Source organism: Massilia mucilaginosa (assembly GCF_011682145.1).
In the GTDB taxonomy this organism is placed as follows: domain Bacteria; phylum Pseudomonadota; class Gammaproteobacteria; order Burkholderiales; family Burkholderiaceae_D; genus Telluria_A; species Telluria_A mucilaginosa.
This window is the reverse complement of the sequence record NZ_WHJH01000017.1, coordinates 55,087-74,216: the sequence shown is the minus strand read 5'-3', so window position 1 is coordinate 74,216 and position 19,130 is coordinate 55,087. Positions and strand designations below refer to the sequence as shown.

The 19,130-nt window shown below is 64.7% G+C and carries 17 protein-coding genes; 10 read left to right on the top strand and 7 right to left on the bottom strand.

The annotated features are described in order from the left end of the window. Positions 1–11: 11 nt before the first annotated feature. From nirB to F2P45_RS15990, 5 genes are all read left to right on the top strand, one after another. Positions 12–2,546 (top strand): nitrite reductase large subunit NirB, encoded by a 2,535-nt coding sequence (gene nirB, locus F2P45_RS16010; protein WP_166876913.1) that lies wholly within the window; start codon positions 12–14, stop codon positions 2,544–2,546. A 10-nt stretch (positions 2,547–2,556) separates the two neighbouring features. Then, the gene (nirD, locus tag F2P45_RS16005; RefSeq protein WP_166876910.1) at positions 2,557–2,904 is read left to right on the top strand and encodes a nitrite reductase small subunit NirD; all 348 of its coding nucleotides are present in this window, start codon (positions 2,557–2,559) and stop codon (positions 2,902–2,904) included. Beyond that, on the top strand, positions 2,901–4,151 hold the full coding sequence (locus tag F2P45_RS16000) for an NAD(P)/FAD-dependent oxidoreductase (protein ID WP_166876907.1): 1,251 nt from the start codon (positions 2,901–2,903) through the stop codon (positions 4,149–4,151). Before nirD ends, F2P45_RS16000 begins: the two co-directional genes overlap by 4 nt. 14 nt (positions 4,152–4,165) lie before the next feature. After that, positions 4,166–6,868, top strand: coding sequence for a nitrate reductase (locus F2P45_RS15995; protein ID WP_166876905.1), 2,703 nt, complete (start codon positions 4,166–4,168; stop codon positions 6,866–6,868). A gap of 74 nt (positions 6,869–6,942) precedes the next feature. Further along, the gene (locus F2P45_RS15990; protein WP_166876902.1) at positions 6,943–7,971 is read left to right on the top strand and encodes a DUF3667 domain-containing protein; all 1,029 of its coding nucleotides are present in this window, start codon (positions 6,943–6,945) and stop codon (positions 7,969–7,971) included. A 68-nt stretch (positions 7,972–8,039) separates the two neighbouring features. Here the strand turns inward: F2P45_RS15990 and F2P45_RS15985 are convergent, their stop codons facing one another. Next, the gene (locus F2P45_RS15985) at positions 8,040–8,384 is read right to left on the bottom strand and encodes a zinc ribbon domain-containing protein YjdM (RefSeq protein ID WP_166876897.1); all 345 of its coding nucleotides are present in this window, start codon (positions 8,382–8,384) and stop codon (positions 8,040–8,042) included. A gap of 200 nt (positions 8,385–8,584) precedes the next feature. On the opposite strand from F2P45_RS15985, the gene F2P45_RS15980 reads away from it, so the two are divergent. The 3 genes from F2P45_RS15980 (at position 8,585) to F2P45_RS15970 (ending at position 12,880) form a co-directional block, all read left to right on the top strand. Further along, positions 8,585–9,382 (top strand): hypothetical protein, encoded by a 798-nt coding sequence (locus tag F2P45_RS15980; RefSeq protein ID WP_166876895.1) that lies wholly within the window; start codon positions 8,585–8,587, stop codon positions 9,380–9,382. 103 nt (positions 9,383–9,485) lie between these two features. Beyond that, positions 9,486–12,464 carry a putative bifunctional diguanylate cyclase/phosphodiesterase gene (locus F2P45_RS15975; protein WP_229505107.1) on the top strand — a complete coding sequence of 993 codons (2,979 nt, stop codon included), beginning with the start codon at positions 9,486–9,488 and terminating at the stop codon, positions 12,462–12,464. Between the two features lie 56 nt (positions 12,465–12,520). Beyond that, entirely contained in the window at positions 12,521–12,880 is a 360-nt protein-coding gene (locus F2P45_RS15970; RefSeq protein WP_166876891.1) for a hypothetical protein, read from the top strand. A gap of 453 nt (positions 12,881–13,333) precedes the next feature. Here the strand turns inward: F2P45_RS15970 and F2P45_RS15965 are convergent, their stop codons facing one another. After that, complete coding sequence (locus tag F2P45_RS15965) at positions 13,334–14,320, bottom strand: SRPBCC family protein (RefSeq protein WP_166876888.1); 987 nt, start codon at positions 14,318–14,320, stop codon at positions 13,334–13,336. Positions 14,321–14,433: 113 nt separating this feature from the next. After that, positions 14,434–15,147 (bottom strand): phosphoribosyltransferase, encoded by a 714-nt coding sequence (locus F2P45_RS15960; RefSeq protein ID WP_166876886.1) that lies wholly within the window; start codon positions 15,145–15,147, stop codon positions 14,434–14,436. Positions 15,148–15,345: 198 nt separating this feature from the next. Between F2P45_RS15960 and F2P45_RS15955 the strand changes: the two genes are divergently transcribed. Next, positions 15,346–15,924 carry an HdeD family acid-resistance protein gene (locus F2P45_RS15955; protein WP_166876883.1) on the top strand — a complete coding sequence of 193 codons (579 nt, stop codon included), beginning with the start codon at positions 15,346–15,348 and terminating at the stop codon, positions 15,922–15,924. A gap of 81 nt (positions 15,925–16,005) precedes the next feature. Here F2P45_RS15955 and fghA read toward each other — a convergent pair whose 3' ends face one another. From fghA to F2P45_RS15935, 4 genes are all read right to left on the bottom strand, one after another. Next, positions 16,006–16,845, bottom strand: a complete 840-nt coding sequence (fghA, locus tag F2P45_RS15950; protein WP_166876879.1) for an S-formylglutathione hydrolase — start codon at positions 16,843–16,845, stop codon at positions 16,006–16,008. A gap of 93 nt (positions 16,846–16,938) precedes the next feature. After that, positions 16,939–17,532, bottom strand: coding sequence for a chromate transporter (locus F2P45_RS15945; protein ID WP_166876877.1), 594 nt, complete (start codon positions 17,530–17,532; stop codon positions 16,939–16,941). Then, positions 17,529–18,104, bottom strand: coding sequence for a chromate transporter (locus F2P45_RS15940; RefSeq protein ID WP_166876874.1), 576 nt, complete (start codon positions 18,102–18,104; stop codon positions 17,529–17,531). Before F2P45_RS15940 ends, F2P45_RS15945 begins: the two co-directional genes overlap by 4 nt. A 41-nt stretch (positions 18,105–18,145) precedes the next feature. Continuing rightward, on the bottom strand, positions 18,146–18,337 hold the full coding sequence (locus F2P45_RS15935; RefSeq protein WP_166876871.1) for a hypothetical protein: 192 nt from the start codon (positions 18,335–18,337) through the stop codon (positions 18,146–18,148). Positions 18,338–18,584: 247 nt separating this feature from the next. Between F2P45_RS15935 and F2P45_RS15930 the strand changes: the two genes are divergently transcribed. Then, positions 18,585–18,812, top strand: a complete 228-nt coding sequence (locus F2P45_RS15930) for a hypothetical protein (protein ID WP_229505106.1) — start codon at positions 18,585–18,587, stop codon at positions 18,810–18,812. Positions 18,813–19,130: the final 318 nt, after the last annotated feature.

Below are 19,130 nucleotides of genomic sequence, written 5' to 3'. Positions count from 1 at the left end.
GGAGAATCAGCATGAAGATCATCGTCATCGGCCACGGCATGGTAGGCCACAAATTCCTCGAATCGCTCGGCGCCGCCGCCGCGCCGGGGCTGGAAGTGACGGTCCTGTGCGAAGAACCGCGCGCCGCCTACGACCGCGTGCACCTGTCCGAATTCTTTTCCGGTAAATCGGCCGACGACCTGTCGCTGGTGCCGGCCGGCTTCTTCGAGGGCGGCAATATGCTGCTCAAGCTGAACGCGAGGGCCGTTGCGGTCGACCGCGCAGCGAAAACCGTCACCGTCGGCAGCGGCGAAGTGCTGGCCTACGACAAACTGGTATTCGCCACCGGCTCGTACCCGTTCGTGCCGCCGCTGGCCGGCAAGGACCGCAAGGACTGCTTCGTCTACCGCACCATCGAAGACCTGGAAGCGATGCTCGAATGCGGCAAGCGCTCGAAAACCGGCGTGGTGATCGGCGGCGGCCTGCTTGGGCTGGAATGCGCCAAGGCCCTGCGCGACATGCGGCTGCAAACCCACGTGGTGGAATTCGCCCCGCGCCTGATGGCGGTGCAGGTCGACGATGGCGGCGCGCGCGTGCTGCGCGCCAAAATCGAAGACCTGGGCGTGACCGTCCACACCCAGAAGAACACGCTGGAAATCATCGACGGCGAAGACGGTACGCACCGCATGAACTTTGCCGACGGCAGCCATCTGGACACCGACATGATCGTCTTCTCGGCCGGCATTCGCCCGCGCGACGACCTGGCGCGCCTGTGCGGCCTGGCGATCGGCCCGCGCGGCGGCATCGCCATCGACAACAGCTGCCTCACCTCCGACCCGGACGTCTACGCCATCGGCGAATGCGCGCTGTGGAACGGCCAGCTGTTCGGCCTTGTCGCACCGGGCTACGACATGGCTAGAGTCGCGGCGCGCCACCTGCTCGGTGAACAAGCCGCAGCCTTCACCGGTGCCGACATGAGCACCAAGCTCAAACTGATGGGCGTGGATGTGGCCAGCATCGGCGACCCGCACGCGGCCAGCCCGGGCAGCCGTTCGTATCAGTTCACCGACGAACGCAAACAGGTCTACAAGAAAATCGTGGTCTCCGACTGCGGCAAATTCCTGCTCGGCGGCGTGATGGTGGGCGACGCCAGCGAGTACGGCACCCTGCTGCAGATGATGTTGAACAAGATCGAACTGCCCGAATCGCCCGAATTCCTGATCCTGCCGCAAAGCGACGGCAAGGCGCGCCCTGGCCTGGGCGTGGACGCGCTGCCCGACACGGCCCAGATCTGCTCCTGCAACGACGTATCGAAGGGCGATCTGTGCGCCGCCGTGTGCGGCGGGGCCACCACCATCGGCGCGCTGAAAAGCTGCACCAAGGCCGGTTCCACCTGCGGCGGCTGCGTGGCGCTGGTCACGCAGGTGATGAAGGCCGAGATGAAGAAGCAGGGCATGGCGGTCAACAACCACGTCTGCGAACACTTCCCGTACTCGCGCCAGGAGATCTACCACCTGGTCAAGGTCGGCAAGATCACGTCTTTTGAAGACCTGCTGGCGCAGCACGGCACGGGGCGCGGCTGCGATGTGTGCAAACCGGTGGCGGCCAACGTGCTGGCATCGACCTGGAACGACTTCGTGCTCAAACCCGAACACGCCAGCCTGCAGGATTCGAACGACTACTTCCTCGGTAACATCCAGAAGGACGGCACCTATTCGGTGGTGCCGCGCATGCCGGGCGGCGAAGTGACGGCCGATGGCCTGATCGCGGTCGGCATGGTCGCCAAAAAGTACGGCCTGTACACCAAGATCACCGGCGGCCAGCGGGTCGACCTGTTCGGCGCGCGCGTCGAGCAGCTGCCTTTGATCTGGGAAGAATTGATCGAGGCCGGCTTCGAATCGGGGCACGCCTACGGCAAGTCGCTGCGCACCGTCAAATCGTGTGTCGGCTCGACCTGGTGCCGCTACGGCGTGGCCGACAGCGTCGGTTTCGCCATCGAACTCGAAAACCGCTACAAGGGCTTGCGCACGCCGCACAAGATCAAGTTCGGCGTGTCCGGCTGCACGCGCGAATGCGCCGAAGCGCAGGGCAAGGACGTGGGCCTGATCGCCACCGAAAAAGGCTGGAACCTGTACGTGTGCGGTAACGGCGGCATGAAGCCGCGCCACGCGGAGCTGATTGCCTCGGACCTGGACCAGGAAACCGTGGTGCGCTACATCGACCGCTTCCTGATGTTCTATGTACGCACAGCCGACCGCCTGCAGCGCACCAGCGTCTGGCGCGACAACCTCGAAGGCGGCCTCGATTACCTCAAATCGGTCGTCATCGACGACAAGCTGCACCTGGCCGCCGAACTCGAAGCGGACATGCAGCATGTGGTCGACACCTACGCCTGCGAGTGGAAGAACGCCGTCAACGATCCGGCCACGCGCCAGCGCTTCCGCCATTTCGTCAACAGCGACCAGGCCGACCAGAACGTGGTCTTCATGCCAGAACGCGGCCAGATTCGCCCGGCCACGATCGAAGAACGCAAGCGCGTCATCCCCCTCATCGTCAAAACCGCCTAAGGACAAGCTCATGCACCGCGATATCGAACTGACCAACTGGACCGCCGTCTGCTCGCTCGACGAGATTGTCCCCAATACCGGCGTCTGCGCGCTCCTGAACGGCGAACAGGTCGCCGTGTTCCATGTGCTTGATGCCGAAGAACGCGTCTTCGCCATCGGCAACTACGATCCGAACAGCGGCGTATCGGTGCTCTCGCGCGGGCTGGTGGGCAGCCTGGGCGAACGGATCGTGGTGGCCTCGCCCATCTACAAACAGCACTTCGACCTGTTCACCGGCGAATGCCTGGAAGCGCCGGAACACTCGGTGCCGAGCTTCCGCGCACGGGTCGAAGACGGCAAGGTGTGGATCTGCGCATGACAAACTCCACGACTGCGCCCGTCGCCAGGCAATCGCTGGTCGTCATCGGCAACGGCATGGCCGGCATGCGCACGGTCGAGGAAATGCTCAAGCTGGCGCCGGAGCTGTACGACATCACGGTGTTCGGCGCCGAGCCGCATGGTAACTACAACCGCATCCTGCTCTCGCCGCTGCTGGCCGGCGAAAAGAACATCGACGACATCATGCTGCACACCCGCGAATGGTACGCCGCCAACGGCATCACCCTGCACGCGGGCGACCCGGTGGTGCACATCGACCGCCGCAAGCGCATGGTGCGCTCGCAATCGGGGCGCGAAGTCTGGTACGACCGGCTGCTGCTGGCGACCGGCTCCAAGCCCTTCATCGTGCCGGTGCCGGGCCACAAGCTGGCGGGCGTGATCGGCTTTCGCGACATCCAGGATGTCGATACCATGCTGGAAGCGGCCCGCAGCGGCGGCCACGCGGTCGTCATCGGCGGTGGCCTGCTCGGGCTGGAAGCGGCCAACGGCCTGCTGCGGCGCGGCATGCAGGTCACCGTGGTGCACGTGATGGACAGCCTGATGAACCAGCAGCTCGACAAACCGGCCGCGCTGCTGCTGAAAACCGCGCTAGAACTCAAAGGCCTGCGCTTCCTGCTCGAAGCGCACACCAGCGAGATCGTGGGCAGTGCGGACAATGCGCGCGTAAAAGCCGTCCGCTTCAAGGACGGCAACGAAATCCCGGCCGACCTGGTGGTCATGGCCGCCGGCGTGCGCCCGAACATCGAACTGGCCAAGGCGGCCGGCCTGCACTGCGAGCGCGCCATCGTCGTCGACGACACCTTGCAGACCTACGATCCGCGCGTGTACGCCGTGGGCGAATGCGTGCAGCACCGCAGCGCCACCTTCGGACTGGTGGCCCCGATCTGGGACCAGGCCAAGGTCTGCGGCGCGCACCTGGCGCGTAACGGGCATCGCCGCTACGTCCAGCAAGCCACGCCGACCAAGCTGAAAGTAACCGGCGTCGATCTGTACTCGGTCGGCGACTTTATCGGCGGCGAGGGCAGCGAAGACCTGGTGCTGCGCGACCCGCGCCGCGGCATTTACAAACGACTGGTGCTGGCCGGTAACCGCATCGCGGGCGCGGTCCTGTACGGCGACGTGCAGGACGGCCCGTGGTACTTCGGCCTGATCCAGAACCGCACCGACATATCGGCCATGCGCAGCCGCCTGCTGTTCGGCGAAGCCTTGTGCGCCCAAGCAGCCTGACACGGAGCCGTACTTTGAATCTCTCTCCCATACCCCTTGCTGTGCGCAGCACCTGTCCCTACTGCGGCGTAGGCTGCGGTATCACCGCCACGCCCTTGCCCGACGGCGCCATTGCCATTGCGGGCGATGCCAGCCACGCCGCCAATCGCGGCCGCCTGTGCGTCAAGGGAGCGGCCTTGGGCGAAACCATCGGTCTCGAAGGCCGACTGCTGCACCCGGCGCTGCGCGAGGACGGCGCGCTGCGCCAGGCATCGTGGGATGAAGCGCTTGAGCGCGTCGCCGGCGGCCTGCGCGCCATCATCGACCAACACGGGCCGGATGCGGTGGCGCTGTATGTCTCGGGCCAGTTGCTGACCGAAGACTATTACGTCGCCAACAAGCTGATGAAAGGGTATATCGGCAGCGCCAACATCGACACCAACTCGCGCCTGTGCATGTCGTCGGCCGTGGCGGGCCACAAACGCGCCTTCGGCGCCGACCTGGTGCCGGGCTGCTATGAGGACTTCGACCTGGCCGACATGGTGGTGCTGGTCGGCTCGAACACGGCGTGGTGCCATCCGATCCTGTTCCAGCGCATCGCGCGCCTGAAGGATGCGCGCCCCGAAGTGCGGATCGTCGTCATCGATCCGCGCCGCACCGCCACCTGCGAACTGGCCGATCTGCACCTGCCGGTCAAACCCGGCACCGACGTGTGGCTGTTCAACGGCCTGCTGAGCTACCTGGCGAAAAGCGGCGCGCACGACACGGCCTTCATCGAAGCGCACACCAACGGCCTGGCACAGGCGCTGGACGCGGCGCAGGTCGATTGCGCCGATCCGCTGGCGGTGGCGCGCCACTGCCGCGTCGACCCCGATGACCTGATGGCGTTTTACGGCGGCTTTGCGGCGACCACGAAAGTGATCACGGCCTTCTCGCAAGGGGTGAACCAGTCGTCGGCGGGCACCGACAAAGTCAACAGCATCATCAACTGCCACCTGCTCACCGGCCGCATCGGCCAGCCGGGCATGGGGCCGTTTTCGATCACCGGCCAGCCGAACGCCATGGGCGGACGCGAAGTGGGCGGGCTGGCCAACATGCTGGCCGCGCACATGGACCTGGACAATCCCGGGCACCGCGACACTGTGCAAACCTTCTGGTCGTCGCCGCGCATCGCCGACAAGGGCGGTTTGAAGGCGGTCGACCTGTTCAAGGCGATCGAGGCGGGCACGGTCAAGGCGGTGTGGGTGATCGCCACCAATCCGATGGTCAGCATGCCGGACGCGAACCAGGTCCAGCGCGCGCTGGAAAAGTGCGAGCTGGTGGTGGTGTCCGACATTATCGCCAATACCGACACGAATGCCTTTGCCGACGTGCTGCTACCGGCGCTGGGCTGGGGCGAGAAGGATGGCACGGTCACCAATTCAGAGCGCCTGATTTCGCGCCAGCGCGCGTTTTTGCCGGCGCCCGGCGAAGCGCGCGCCGACTGGCGTATTCTGGCCGACGTGGCGCGGCGCATGGGCTTCGACGGTTTCGACTTCGGCAGTTCGCATGCGGTCTTCGACGAACATGCGCGTTTGAGCGTGTTCCGCAACGAGGGTACGCGCATGTTCAACCTGGCCGGCCTGTGCAGCTTGAAGGCCCAGGAATACGACACGCTCGAAGCGGTGCAGTGGCCGGTGCGGCGCGGCGTCGATGGCGCGTTCGAGGGCAGCGCGCGCCTGTTCGCCGACCGCCGTTTCGCCCACGCCGACGGCAAGGCGCGCTTCATCGCCACCGCGCCGCGCGCGCCGGTCAACGCGGTCGATCCCGAATATCCGCTGGTGCTCAACACGGGCCGGGTGCGCGACCAGTGGCACACCATGAGCCGCACCGGCCGCGCGCCGCGCCTGGCCGACCATACGGCCGAAGCCTTCATCGACATGCATCCGCAGGACGCGCTGCTGTACGGCGTGCGCGAAGGGGAGCTGGCGCGCGTATCGAGCCAGTGGGGCGCGATGGTGGCGCGCGTGCAGCACGGCGGCGGCATCGCGCGTGGATCGGTGTTCGTGCCGATTCACTGGAACGGCCAGACCGCGTCCGACGCGCGCGTGGGCACCCTGGTCAATCCGGCAGTCGATCCGGTGTCGGGCGAGCCGGAATTCAAACATACGCCGGTGCAGGTGGAGCGCTTCGGGGTGGCGTGGCACGCCTTCGTGTTGAGCCGCGGCGAGCTGGCGCTGGACCAGGTCGCGCACTGGACGCGGGTGCAGGGACGCGGCTTTGCGCGCTACGAAATGGCAGGGCGCGGCCAGTTGCGCGAGCGCGCCGCCTGGGCACGCGCGCTGCTCGGCGTGACTGACGATGCCGACTGGCTCGATTACGAAGACGCCAGCGATGGCGTGTACCGCGCCGTGCACGTGGTGGGCGAGCGCATCGAACAGTGCATTTTCCTGTCGCCGCGTACCGACCTGCCGGCGCGCGCCTGGCTGGCCAGCCTGTTCGCCAGCGAGTCGCTCACCCAGCTGGACCGGGCCGGGCTGCTGGCCGGGCAGGCGCTCGGCATGCGCGCGGACACCGGGCCGACCGTGTGTTCCTGCTTTGGCGTCGGGCGCAATACGATTTGCGAGGCGATCGTCGCGCGCGACCTGAAGACGGTGCCGGAAGTGACGGCCTGCCTGAAAGCGGGCGGCAATTGCGGCTCGTGCGTGCCTGAAATCAAAGTGTTGTTAATGCAGACGAGGGCACGAGAGGCTGCCTGAAATTCTTGTCTGCGCTTGTGATGTGAATGATATTATTGCCCGCATAAAACAAATTTACCTGCGGGAACACCACGATGGCGATGGAAATGGAAGCGGCAAGCGCCTTGGGCGTGGCGGGAACGGGCAAGCACGGGCACGGCGGACACGATGCGCATGCGAGTACGTGCGCCAACTGCCGCGCTGCGCTGACAGGCCCGTTCTGCCATCTGTGCGGGCAGCATTCGCACGTGCACAAGTCCTTGCTGCATCTGGGCGAAGAGGTGTTGCACGGCATTTTGCACTTCGATGCCAAGGGCTGGCGCACGCTGCCCATGCTGGTCGCCAGGCCGGGCGAGCTGACGCGTCGCTACATCGATGGCCAGCGCACCCGCTTCGTGTCGCCGCTGGCCTTGTTCTTGTTCCTGGTGTTCTTCCTGTTTTTTGTGGCATCGCTCAGCAGCGGGCCGACGCGCGTGAACATCTCGGACCCCGCATCGAAGGCCGAAGCGCGTGCCGAGTTCGTTCGCGAGGTGGAGCAGGCAAAGGCGGCGCTGCGCGCTGTCGGCGAAGGCGGGCAGGCGGAAGCCAAAGCCGAGTTGGCCGGCGCGGAGAAACTGCTGGAGCTATTCGACCAAACCGGCGGTGCCGGAAGCGAACGTCGCTGGTTTTCATCAAACAAGTTCACCATTAAAACCCCTTGGCCGGCGCTTGACGCCGCCGTCAAGCATGCAGCCGAGAATCCGGCGTTGACGATGTATAAGCTCAAAAGCAGCGGCGCCAAGTTTTCGTTCCTGCTGGTGCCGATCTCGCTGCCCTTCCTGTGGCTGCTGTTCTTCTGGCGGCGCGGCGTGACGATGTACGACCATGCGGTGTTTTCGCTGTACTCGCTGTCGTTCATGGCGCTCATGTTTGCGCTGGTGTTCGTGATCGGGGCTGCCGGTTCGGGCGTTGTGGCGGGCGCCGTCCTGTTTTTCGTGCCGCCGGTCCACATGTTCCTGCAACTACGCGGCGCCTATGCGCTCAGCCGTGGCGAGGCCTTGTGGCGTACCGTGGCGCTGTTGTGCATGGCGGGCGTGGTGTTCTTGCTTTACATGGCCTTGATTCTGCTGTTGAGTGTCGCATGAACAAGGCCGCAAGCATCGAGTGAGACAATGTCGCCGGCGTGATATGCGGCGGCGACCGGCAGCCTGAGTTACACCTTCTTGACGAACTCCGACTTCAGGCTCATGGCGCCGAAACCGTCGATCTTGCAGTCGATGTCGTGGTCGCTGTCGACCAGGCGGATATTCTTGACCTTGGTGCCCATCTTGACCGTGCCGCCCGATCCCTTGAGCTTCAAATCCTTGATGACGCTCACAGTGTCGCCGTCCTGCAACACATTACCCGCAGCATCGCGATAAACCTTCGGCCCCTCATCGGCCGCCGCCGCACCTTCCTGCGCGCTCCATTCGTGGGCGCACTCCGGGCAGACGAGATTGCTGCCGTCTTCATAAGTAAATTCTGAATTGCATTTAGGGCAGGGGGGAAGTGCGCTCATAGGAATCGTCCTGAAGTTGCTTGAAAGACGATGAGTATACAGGCTGGCCTAGCTGTACGAACAGTTGCATGTTGAGTAGAAACAATGCTCTTGGTAAACAGTGGTGCAAACATGGTTCTTCTTAAGGTTTCAATTCGGATGAATACTCTGATAATTGCCTCAGAGCATTGAAAAATTCCCGATAGAACGAGGAGCATCACATGGTACCGAATATCTCTCTGAGCAGCATGCACCTGAACAGCACCCGCCGTCCGGCGAGGATGGTTGCCGACCGGGCCGGCGTGGGCGCGCCAGTGACGATCGAGTTGCTGCCTTTTACCGTGCGCCCGGTGCGCACCGAGGCCGACCTGCGCAAGGCGGTGGCCGTGCGCCAGGCCGCTTACGCGCGCCATCTGCCGGAGTTCGCCCGTTCGCTGGAGCAGCCCGAAGCGGCCGACCATGACGACGACACCGTGATCCTGCTGGCCGAATCGAAGCAAGACGGCAGCGCGCTGGGCAGTGTGCGCATCCAGACCAATTTCCGCCAGGCGCTGCATGTGGAAGAATCGGTCGACCTGCCGCTGTGGCTGGCGTCGCAGCGGCTGGCCGAAGTGACCCGCCTCGGCATCGTGGAAGGACGCATCGGGCGCCAGGTGAAACTGGCGCTGATCAAGGCTTGCTTCGAGCATTGCGAGCACAACGGCGTGGACACGGCGGTAGTCAGCGGCCGCGCCCCCATCGACCGCCAGTACGAACAACTGCTGTTCACCGATGTGTTCGCCAGCCGCGACCCGGTGCTCCTGCGCCACGTCGGCAACATGCCGCACCGAATCATGTACTTCGACATCGCGAGCGGCCAGGAACGCTGGGAAGCGGCACGCCATCCCTTGCTCGATTTCTTTTGCCATACGCGCCACCCGGATATCGATCTCGGCCGCCATGTTCCTGCTGCTTGGAAACATGGCTTGCCGCGCAGTCAGCAGGCCGCAGGTGCGGTTGTTGTTGGGCTCGCCGCGTAGTCAATCAAACTGTGACGGCGCGAGAGTAACGATGTATGCTTTGACATAATTGCCGCCCAAGAGCATTGCATGGCGGCGCCAGTTGTGTAGCCGGATGCCGCCCATGTCAATGCCGACTTCCCTGTCCCAAGCGCCACGCGACCGCGTCCAGCACGCTCTCGAAGCGTCCTTGCGCGTGCTGTCTTTCTACCTGGTTCCGCTCGCCATCGCGCTGCTGTCGCTGCTGGCGCTGGTGTTCTGGAACAACCAGTACCGCAGCGTCGAGGGCCGGCCGCTGGCGCTGCGCGTCATGGCGCACGCCGACGCCACGCTCGCGCCGCGGCAGGCGCTGGCGCAGGTGACCGGCTTGCCGGAAGTGCTCGCGCGCGAAACGCGCATGTCGCCCGATCCGCTCTGGTTCAGCATGCTTGCCGACCCGCAGGCGGGAACGGTGATCGAATTTCCTTCGCGTCACATGACCGAGATCGCTTGCTGGGATGGCGCGACCCTGGGTTCGCTGGGAAGTTCCACCCGTTCCGCATCGACCGGCACCGTGGCGCCGCTGCGGGCCGGGTTTGCGCTGACCCTGGCGGCGGCGCCCGCTGCCTCGCAAGCCGCATTGCCGCAGGCACAGGGACCTGCGCGCCTGCTGTGCCGCGCCGTGCTGATCGGCCCGGCCCGGCTGTCCGCGACGCAATGGCAGGCGGACAACCTGGCCCTGGCGGTGCAGCAATTTCACCGCAAGTCGGGCCTGCTCGACGGCGGCATGATCGTGCTGACCCTGTTCGTGCTCACGACCGCGCTGATCAACCGCCAGGCCCTGTACGTGCTGCTGGCCGGCTGGCTGATCCTGAACCTGCGCATGGGTGCGCTCTCGGCCGGCTGGGATATCCAATGGCTGGGGCAGGTCGTGCCGGACCGCTGGCTGTTGCCGAGCCGTGCCCTGACCATCGCCCTGTATGCGATCTCGACCCTGACCCTGTACCAGACCCTGTTCCGCGAGCGGCTGGCCAACACCCGCTACCGCACGCCGCTGCGCTTTGCCGAATGGTGCTGCCTGCCGCTGCTGGCGCTGTCGCTGCTCTTGCCTTACCATATTTTTCTGCCCGTCATGTGGGGCTTCGTGGCGTATGGACTGGTGCTGATGACGTTCGGCCTGGTCAACGTGATGGGGCAGTCGCACATGCGGGTGGCGTTCTGGTTCGCCGCCTCGTTCGCGGTGACCATGCTGTCGGGCCTGGCGGAAGTAATCGCGGCCGCGCTCGGCGTACGCGATTTGACCGGCCTGGTCAACAGCGTCACGGCCGCGCTCGCGTCTAGCCTGCTGGCCGCGCTGGCGGTGGCCGAACAGATGCGCCAGGAAACCGAACAGCGCATCGCCGCCCAGGCCGAATTGCAGCATACCTACGAAGCCATGCCGGTCGGCCTGTTCACGCTCGACCTGGACGGGCAGTTCCTCAGCGCCAACCCCACCATGCACCGCATGCTCGGCACCGACGCGGCCATCATCGCCGGCAAGAACTTCCAGCAATTCTTCGCCGACGGCGTCTGGGGCACCTTGTTCGGCCTGGTACAGGATCAGCCCGATGCCGAGCTGCGCATCGAAGACCGCAGCGGCGCGCATTGCTTCCTGGTGCGCGCGACCCTGGCGCGCGGCAAGATCGAAGGCGTGCTGCAGGATACGACCGAGCAGCACAAAGCCACCGAGCAATTGCGCTTCATGGCCAACAACGATGCGCTGACCAAGGTCTACAACCGGCGCGGCATCGAGCGCGTGTTCGAGCAAGCCTGCTTCAAGCCGATGACCCTGGCGTATCTCGACCTCGACCGTTTCAAGCTGATCAACGACCTGTTCGGCCACGTGGCCGGAGATGAAGTCCTCAAGCAAGTGTGCGAACGCATCGGCGCCGTGCTCAGCGGCGACCAGCGCATCGGCCGCGTGGGCGGCGACGAATTCGTGATCATCATGCCGGAAACCTCGATTCGCGTGGCCGCGCTGATCTGCCGCTGCCTGGTCGGGCGCATCGGCAACACGCCGTACCGCGTGGGCGACAAGGCTTTTCATGTGCGCGGCTCGATCGGGCTGATCGAGGTGCAGCCCGGCATGCAAATGAAAGACGCCGTTTCGACCGCCGACCGCGCCTGCCGCGAAGCCAAGAGCGGCCACCGCGACGGCTTGGTGGTGTACGAACGCAACTCGTCCGCCTTCATCGAGCGCGAGGCCGAGCTGAACCTGGTCGAGCGCCTCTCGGCCAACTACGTGACCGCCTGCATGGTGCTCGAAATGCAGCCGATCATGTCGCTCAAGATGCCCTACGATTCCATGAACTTCGAGGTCTTGCTGCGCATGCGCGAAGCGGACGGTACCTTGCTGGCGGCCGGACCCATCATCGCCGCCGCCGAGAAGAGCGGGCGCATGGGCACGATCGACCGCTGGGTGCTGTCGACCACCTTGAGCTGGATTGAGCGCAATGCCGACATGCTGGTCAATACCCAGTTCGTGTGCATGAACCTGTCGGGCGCCTCGCTCAACGACGAACGCTTCATCCAGGACACCATCGACATCCTGCGCCGCCACCGCGACGCCGCCAGCCGGCTGTGCATGGAAATCACCGAAAGCGTCGCCTTGCACGACCTGAACAACACGCGCCGTTTCATCGAGCAGGTGCGCAACTTCGGCGTCAAGGTGGCGCTCGACGATTTCGGGGCGGGCTATACTTCCTTCGCCTACCTCAAGGAGCTGCCGGCAGACATCCTCAAGATCGATGGCAACTTTATCGTCAATATGAATGCGCATCCGGCCGATGTGGCCATTGTCGAGGCGATCGTCAAGCTGGCGGTCAACCTGGGCATGAAGACGATTGCCGAATGGGCCGAAGATCGCGCCACGGTGCAGACCCTGGCCGATATTGGAGTGGACTACGTGCAAGGTTTTGTGATCGCATCGTCGATGGCGCCGGATATCTTGCTCACCGTCAGCTCGGCCGCCGGCTTTATCGTCGACGAAGAATTGAACCTGCTTGTCGGCGCGCTGGGCACGCCAAGCAAGGCGCCCGCGCAGGCGGCAATAGCCGAGAAAGCGCAAGTGACCGGTTTGCACTGAACTGTCCGGCCGCGCGCGGGTCGAACCCGATCAACATCCACAAGGAGGAACGCGCGATGTTCGAACATGCGGTATTGGGAATATTTGACGACGTCGACAGGGCGGAGGAGGCACGCGCCGCCTTGCTGGCCGACGGCTTCGACGCCAGTGCGCTGGAGCTCAAGGTGCATAACGACGAAGCGGGGCCGGTGGAAGGCAATTTTTACGTTGGCAATACGCCGAGCGAAAGCGAACAGCACGTCTACGACAGCAACGACGCCAACCCGGTCCAGCGCGCGCAATGCATGCTGGTGGTCGATGCGAACGACGCGGCCACGGCGGCGCGCGCGTGCGCCATCATGGCCGGTTTCGGCGCGCGCGATCCGAATCGCTTGTCCGCTGCGGATCCGACCAGGCCGCATCAGCCTGGTCTTTAGCGCGCGCCGCTATTCCGGCGTCCAGGCTGGCTGACGCGCAGCGCCTGCATCACCAGCGACAATGCTGGCGAGGGTTGTAATAAGGTAATGAAGGATTCATTACCTAGTCAAGTATCGCATCGATCGTCACACTGTCGTGCTTCGAAACGGCATGCACACCTGCCTTTGTTTCAGCCATCCACGCGAGAATTTACGGAACCCTGATCGCCATACCGTTGCTGATGGCCGTGGTCGGCGCCGTCTGATTTTCTACCCTGAAGTGAAAAGAAATTTCGAATCAAAAAGCTCATCATCCCGCTCGCGCTGCTTGCGGGTTCGTTCCCGCCACGCCTGCTCTCCTGACGTACGGAGCAGGCGTGCGTGGCTCGACGATGACGATCGTTCCCGCATCGGCGCGACGGCCGGAACGCCGCATCCGATTTCCCGGATGGCGGCGCCCGTTCACCGGCGGCGCTACCGAGCCGTCGACATCGTTGCGGACGAATCGCCCGTGCGCGACATTGGCGTGCCTTCCAGCAGTTGCTTCATGCGGCCGAGGTCTTCTTCAAGCTCGTGTTCCGGGTCGCCGCCGAACAGCGTTGCCACCGCCTGGCCAACAGCCCCGGCCGGGGGGCGGTACGACAGGCGCACCGTGGCCAGCGTGCCGCCGCGCGACGGTTCGAACTGGACCGAGCCCGTTTGCCCGACTTGCGCGCCGGGCTCGCTGCGCCAGGCCAGGCGGCGTGGCCGCACCTGCTCGGTCAGCACGGCATCAAAGCTGAACTGGCTGCCCGCCGGACCCTTGACCACCCAGTGCGAGCGCCGGTTGCCGAGGTCGCGCACCTCGGCCACATTCGCCATGAAGCGCGGGAAGTTGTCGTAGCTCGCCCACAGGTCGTACACCTGCTCGGGGGCGGCGTCGATGCTGACGGTCTTGACGATATCGACCATGCCGCTGCCCCCTTGCTGGCGCGACAGCCCGGGCAGGGCGCCCTTGCTCATGGAACGCATCAGCAGCGCCGCGCCAGCGATGCCCATGACCATGGCAAGCGGCATGCGCCGGGTCAGCATGCCGGCCAGGCCGAGCGTGCCGCCACCGAGCATGGCGGCATTGCGCGGCGACGACGGCCACAGCGACTGCGTGGTGAAGGAACGGCGGCTGTCCTTGTCGCTCGTCATTGCCGTGGCGGACTCCGTCTGGCGCTGGCCGGTATCCGCAGTTCCCGCGCCATCGGCGCCGCCCGGCGCGGTATTGCCGGCGCCCATGCGCTCGCTGACGCCGTGCACGACTTTTTCGAGCATGTCGCCGCTCTGCCGGCCCAGGTCGCGCAGCTTCGCCCCCGAGAGCGCCCGCCGCGGCGCGCCCCGGTCCGGGTCCATCATGTACATGGCGAGCGCGCCGAGCGCCGCGCCGCCCAGCCATTTAACGAGGTGAAGATCGTGTTCGGACGTCTGTTTCATGGTGTTCTCCGTTCGCTTGCGTTGGTGGATGAAAGCTGAGCTCGCGCGCCTGGTCGCGCCAGGCGGGGACCTCGAAAAACCTACTGCGCGGCGTCATTTTCGCCCTCCGATGCTCACCGTACCTCCGTACGGCTCCGCGTCTCGGACGAAACTGACGCCGCTCGCTGCGGTTTTTCGAGGTCCCAGGCGATGGCCAGCAGGTCTTGCACTTCCTCGTCGCCGGTCTGGTCGAATTCGCGGTACCACTGGCCGACCGCGCGGAAATCGGACGGCTGGCTCAGGCAGACAAGTTGGTCGACCTGCGCAGCGAGCGCGGCGCAGCTGTCCGGCGCGCCGACCGGCACGGCGACCACGATGCGCCGCGCCACGCGCAGGCGCGCCGCCCGGGCCGCTGCGCGCATGGTGGCGCCGGTGGCCAGGCCATCGTCGACCAGGATGACGGTCCGGGCCGCCAGATCGGGTTCGGCACGCCCGCCACGGTACTGGCGGGAGCGCCGCGCGATCTCGCGCAGTTCGCGTTCGCAGACGGCGTCGACCTGCGCCGTGCCGACCCGGTGCGTCCGGATGGCCGCCATATTGAGTACGCGGATGCCGCCGCTGGCCACCGCGCCCATGGCATATTCTTCGTGGCCGGGCAGGCCGAGCTTGCGAACCAGCAGCACGTCGAGCGCAATGCCGAGTGCGCGCGCAACGGCAAAACCGACCGGAACGCCGCCGCGCGGCAAGGCCAGCACCAGCGCGTCGTCGCAAGCGGCGTAGCGCGTCAGCGCCTGTGACAGAAGCTTGCCGGCCTGCATGCGGTTTTTGAAGCGTCGGAAGGTAGCCATACTTCTTCGACAGATGGACGGCGTTTCGGTTGCACGAATTTCGACAAAAGATGACGTTCTTTTTGAAGGCCGGTGACAGCGACCGTGCGCATTTCCTGAGTCTTTTATGGCGCACGATTGATCTGGCGCAAGGCATGCACCTGCGCGCAGATCAAAACCGTGCACACGCTGTCTGATTCAGCAGGGAGGAGAGATCTCATGAAAGAAACCTTACTGCGCAACTGGTGGCTGCTCGCTGCGCGCGGCGCCATCGCGATGGTGTTCGGCGTGCTTGCCATCGCGTGGCCGGCGCTCACGCTGCTGACCCTGACAGCCCTGTTCGCCGCGTTTGCGCTGCTGGGCGGCGCGGTCTGGATATTCGGCGCCATTAAATACCGCAGCGACGATCGGCACTGGTGGATGCTGTTTCTGCTCGGCGTCGTCAGCCTGGCCGTCGGCGTGCTCGCCACGTTCAACCCGGCCATCACCGTGCTCACGCTGATCCTCCTGATGGGGGCCCATGCCGTGGTCAGCGGCGTGATCGACATCGTCATCGCCATTCGCGTGCGCAAGTACATGCGCGGCGAGTGGCTGTTGCTGCTCAGCGGCGTGGTGTCGATCGCGTTCGGCCTGATCGTCCTGTTGTTTCCGCTCGGTGCCGGCGCCCTCATGCTGGCCACCATGATCGGGGTGTATGCCATCTTTACCGGTGTGTTGCTGGTAGCCTTGTCCGTGCGCGTGCGCACCTGGTCGCGCAACAATGCGGGACGCAGCAGCCCGGCGGCGGGAACGGTCTAGCGATGAACGTACGCGGCAGGCATGGCGCGCGCCCTGCCAATCGTCGCGCGCGCAAAGCCTCGCTGCGGGTGGCCCTGGCCTTTAGCCCAACTGCGCCCGATGGAAGCGCAGATGGTCTTCCATGAAGGTGGAGATGAAGTAGTAGCCATGATCGTAGCCGGCGTGCCGGCGCAGTTCGAGCGGCTGGCGTGCTTTGGCGCAGGCTGCCTCAAAGGCGTCCGGATGCAGTTGCTGTTCCAGGAACTTGTCGGCCAGGCCCTGGTCAATCAGAATGCCGCCGGGGAAGGGCGCTTCCATCGCCAGCATCAGTTCGCTGGCATCGTATTGCTTCCAGCTGTCGCGGTCGGCGCCGAGATAGCCGCTGAACGCTTTTTCGCCCCACGGGCAGAGGGTGGGGGCGGCAATCGGTGCGAATGCCGAGACCGAGCGAAACAGGTCCGGGCGTTTCAGCGCCGTGACCAGGGCGCCGTGGCCGCCCATCGAGTGCCCGAAGATGCCGACCTTGGCCGGGTTGACCGGCAGTTCGGCGACCACCAGCGCGTGCAGTTCGAGCAGGTAGCTGAACATGCGGTAATGCTTGCTCCACGGTGCTTCGGTGGCGTCCAGGTAGAAACCTGCGCCGGCCCCGAAGTCCCACGCATCGGTTTCGCCGGCAATGTTGGCGCCGCGCGGACTGGTGTCCGGCCCGATCAGGATCAGGCCTTCCTGCGCCGCCACGCGCTGGGCGCCGGCCTTGGTCGCAAGGGTCTCTTCGGTGCACGTGAGGCCGGCCAGGTAAAACAGTGCGGGCAGTTTCTGGCCGTTCGGTAGCGCCGGGATGAAGGCGGAAAAACGCATCGGCAGGCCGGTCGCCGTCGATTCGTGGCGGTAAAAGCGTTGTACGCCGCCAAAACAGGCGTGTTCTGATAAAAGTTCGAGCATCGGTCCGTCCAAGTGGTGAATGATGGCGCAAGTATGCCTTGTTGCGTGCAAGTTTGCCGCGCCGGCGGCTCTGGCTGGCCCGCTTGAATGGCCTTACACCACTTGCAGCCAGCCGAGCACGGCGCCGCCGGCCAGAATCCACAGCAAATGGAGCCTGGTGCGCCAGATCAGCAGCCCGCTCGCCACGGTGAGCAGCCACAGCGGCCAGTCGGTGGCGAAGCGCTGGCTGGCGCTGCCGAGGATCCAGCTGGTCGACAGCAACAGCGCGATGACGACCGGCGCCATGCCTTGCTTGAACGCGCGCACGGCCCGCAAGTCGCGGTTGCGATGGCCCCATTGCGCCGCGAACCAGGTCAGCACGGTTGACGGCAGCAAGATGCCGAACATGGTCACCGCCACGCCCAGGAAGGCGGCGCCGGTGCTGCCGGCGTTCATGCCGACTTGCCAGCCCATCAGGGCGACGAACAGCACGTTCGGCCCCGGCGCGGCCTGGGCCAGTGCGATGGCATTGTTGAATTGCGCCTGGGTCAGCCAGTGATGCTGTTCGACCAGGTAGCGATGCATCTCCGAGGTGGTCGAAATGGCGCCGCCGACCGACATCAGCGAGAGCATCAGGTAGTGTCCGAACAGGCTGAGCCAGTCGCTCCAGCTGAGCACGATCTGCGGCACGATCTCCGGCGCGCTCATGGCCGGATCCGGCGGTAGGTCAGAAAGCAGGCGAGCCCGCCCACGCCGAACAGCACAAACATCAGCGGCACCCGCACCAGCGCCACCAGCACGAAGCCGATGGCGCACAGGGTCCAGCACCACAGTTGCGGCATCGGATTTTTGGACAGGGCCAGCGACAGTTTCAGACCGGTGGCGCCGATCATGCCGGCCGACACCGCCGCCATCCCGCGCAAGGCGCCGGCCACGCCCGGATGGTCGATAAAGCGCGCATGGAGCAGCGCCAGCAGCAGTACCAGCACCAGCGGCAGGGCCAGCATGCCGGCCAGCGCCGTCAAGGCGCCGGCCAGGCCAAAATAGCGCCCGCCGATCATCAGCGACAGGTTGACCACGTTCGGTCCCGGCAGGATCTGGGCGACGGCCCAGTCTTCCAGGAATTCCTCATGCGTCAGCCATTGCTTGCGTTCAACGATTTCGCGTTGCACGACCGCCAGCACACCGCCGAAGCCTTGCAGCGCCAGCAGGGTAAAGGAAACGAACAGGTCGGTCAGCGAGCGGGGGCGCGGACGTTCGGTCAGGGACGGGTTGGTCATGCCCCATTATCGCGCCGGCCCGTGCGCCTGTCCATGCAAGCTCAGCCGCCGCCGATGCCGCGCATCACGCGCCCCGTGCCGCCGCAGTCGGGGCAGGCGCTGCCGTCGCCCAGCTTGCCCGTGCCGCTGCAAAGGTCGCAGATGTCTTCGGCGGCGCCAGGCGTGCCGGGTGCCGCTTCGTCACCGGGGTTGAGGGTGGGTTCCGTATTGTCCGTGTCAGGTGGGATCGTCATGATGTCCTCGGCAATGATGGCTTGGCATGCGCGCGGGCGCGATTCGTCATTTTAAGAGACCCCGACAGCGTCCGGCGCCGCGTTGCCGAAGACACCCATGGCGCATAAAAAAACTATGCCCGAAGCATATTTTTTTGCCATTTCGATGGAACCTTGACATTGACTTTGAACTTTATTGATGGATACTCGTTAGGCAACATCGGGTTCCCTTCGACGTTCTCGCAATGCCCTGTAAGGAAATCACAACATGAATCGACAGCACAGCCACGACAGCGGCGGTCTCGCCATGGCCGAACCGGATTACCAGCGCCAGGATCTGCGCCAGCGCGACATCGTCAACCATGCCATCCTGGTCCAGGAGGCCAGCAATACCATGTCCGCCATCGAGTACCTGAAATCGCAGGACATCCATCCCGACGTGATCGAGCGGGTCTTGCTGGAACCGCAGCGCCGGCGAGGAGCGCTCCACCATTGAGCGCTACCGGGTGGGGCGGCGGAAGCGGCGCGGCGCGCGCAGCGGATGCTGTACGCATATCAGAATGTTATCGAACCACCCCTCGTCAGCTGCGTGCAAAACAGGCGGTTATGCACAAAAAAATCTTGTAGGAAATTTCTTAATATTTTTTACCGCCTTCTCCATTGACTTTGCAAGTGCTTGATTTATATAGGTATAATTTCTGCCTCACGAATGAGCATTTTGTTGAAACCCGCATCGTTACACGCTTGCGGACTGTCAAGGGGGGATTATCCACAAAGTTATCCACAGCGATTGTGGATATCCCAAAAAGTACTT

Excerpts from the sequence above, each read along its gene's own strand:
- F2P45_RS15935 (WP_166876871.1), bottom strand. The coding sequence starts at position 18,337 with ATGACGATCCCACCTGACACGGACAATACGGAACCCACCCTCAACCCC.
- F2P45_RS15975 (WP_229505107.1), top strand. The coding sequence starts at position 9,486 with ATGTCAATGCCGACTTCCCTGTCCCAAGCGCCACGCGACCGCGTCCAG.
- F2P45_RS16000 (WP_166876907.1), top strand. The coding sequence starts at position 2,901 with ATGACAAACTCCACGACTGCGCCCGTCGCCAGGCAATCGCTGGTCGTC.
- F2P45_RS15955 (WP_166876883.1), top strand. The coding sequence starts at position 15,346 with ATGAAAGAAACCTTACTGCGCAACTGGTGGCTGCTCGCTGCGCGCGGC.
- F2P45_RS15940 (WP_166876874.1), bottom strand. The coding sequence starts at position 18,104 with ATGACCAACCCGTCCCTGACCGAACGTCCGCGCCCCCGCTCGCTGACC.
- fghA (WP_166876879.1), bottom strand. The coding sequence starts at position 16,845 with ATGCTCGAACTTTTATCAGAACACGCCTGTTTTGGCGGCGTACAACGC.
- F2P45_RS15985 (WP_166876897.1), bottom strand. The coding sequence starts at position 8,384 with ATGAGCGCACTTCCCCCCTGCCCTAAATGCAATTCAGAATTTACTTAT.
- F2P45_RS15960 (WP_166876886.1), bottom strand. The coding sequence starts at position 15,147 with ATGGCTACCTTCCGACGCTTCAAAAACCGCATGCAGGCCGGCAAGCTT.
- nirD (WP_166876910.1), top strand. The coding sequence starts at position 2,557 with ATGCACCGCGATATCGAACTGACCAACTGGACCGCCGTCTGCTCGCTC.
- F2P45_RS15980 (WP_166876895.1), top strand. The coding sequence starts at position 8,585 with ATGGTACCGAATATCTCTCTGAGCAGCATGCACCTGAACAGCACCCGC.
- F2P45_RS15945 (WP_166876877.1), bottom strand. The coding sequence starts at position 17,532 with ATGAGCGCGCCGGAGATCGTGCCGCAGATCGTGCTCAGCTGGAGCGAC.
- F2P45_RS15990 (WP_166876902.1), top strand. The coding sequence starts at position 6,943 with ATGGCGATGGAAATGGAAGCGGCAAGCGCCTTGGGCGTGGCGGGAACG.
- F2P45_RS15965 (WP_166876888.1), bottom strand. The coding sequence starts at position 14,320 with ATGAAACAGACGTCCGAACACGATCTTCACCTCGTTAAATGGCTGGGC.
- F2P45_RS15930 (WP_229505106.1), top strand. The coding sequence starts at position 18,585 with ATGAATCGACAGCACAGCCACGACAGCGGCGGTCTCGCCATGGCCGAA.
- F2P45_RS15970 (WP_166876891.1), top strand. The coding sequence starts at position 12,521 with ATGTTCGAACATGCGGTATTGGGAATATTTGACGACGTCGACAGGGCG.
- nirB (WP_166876913.1), top strand. The coding sequence starts at position 12 with ATGAAGATCATCGTCATCGGCCACGGCATGGTAGGCCACAAATTCCTC.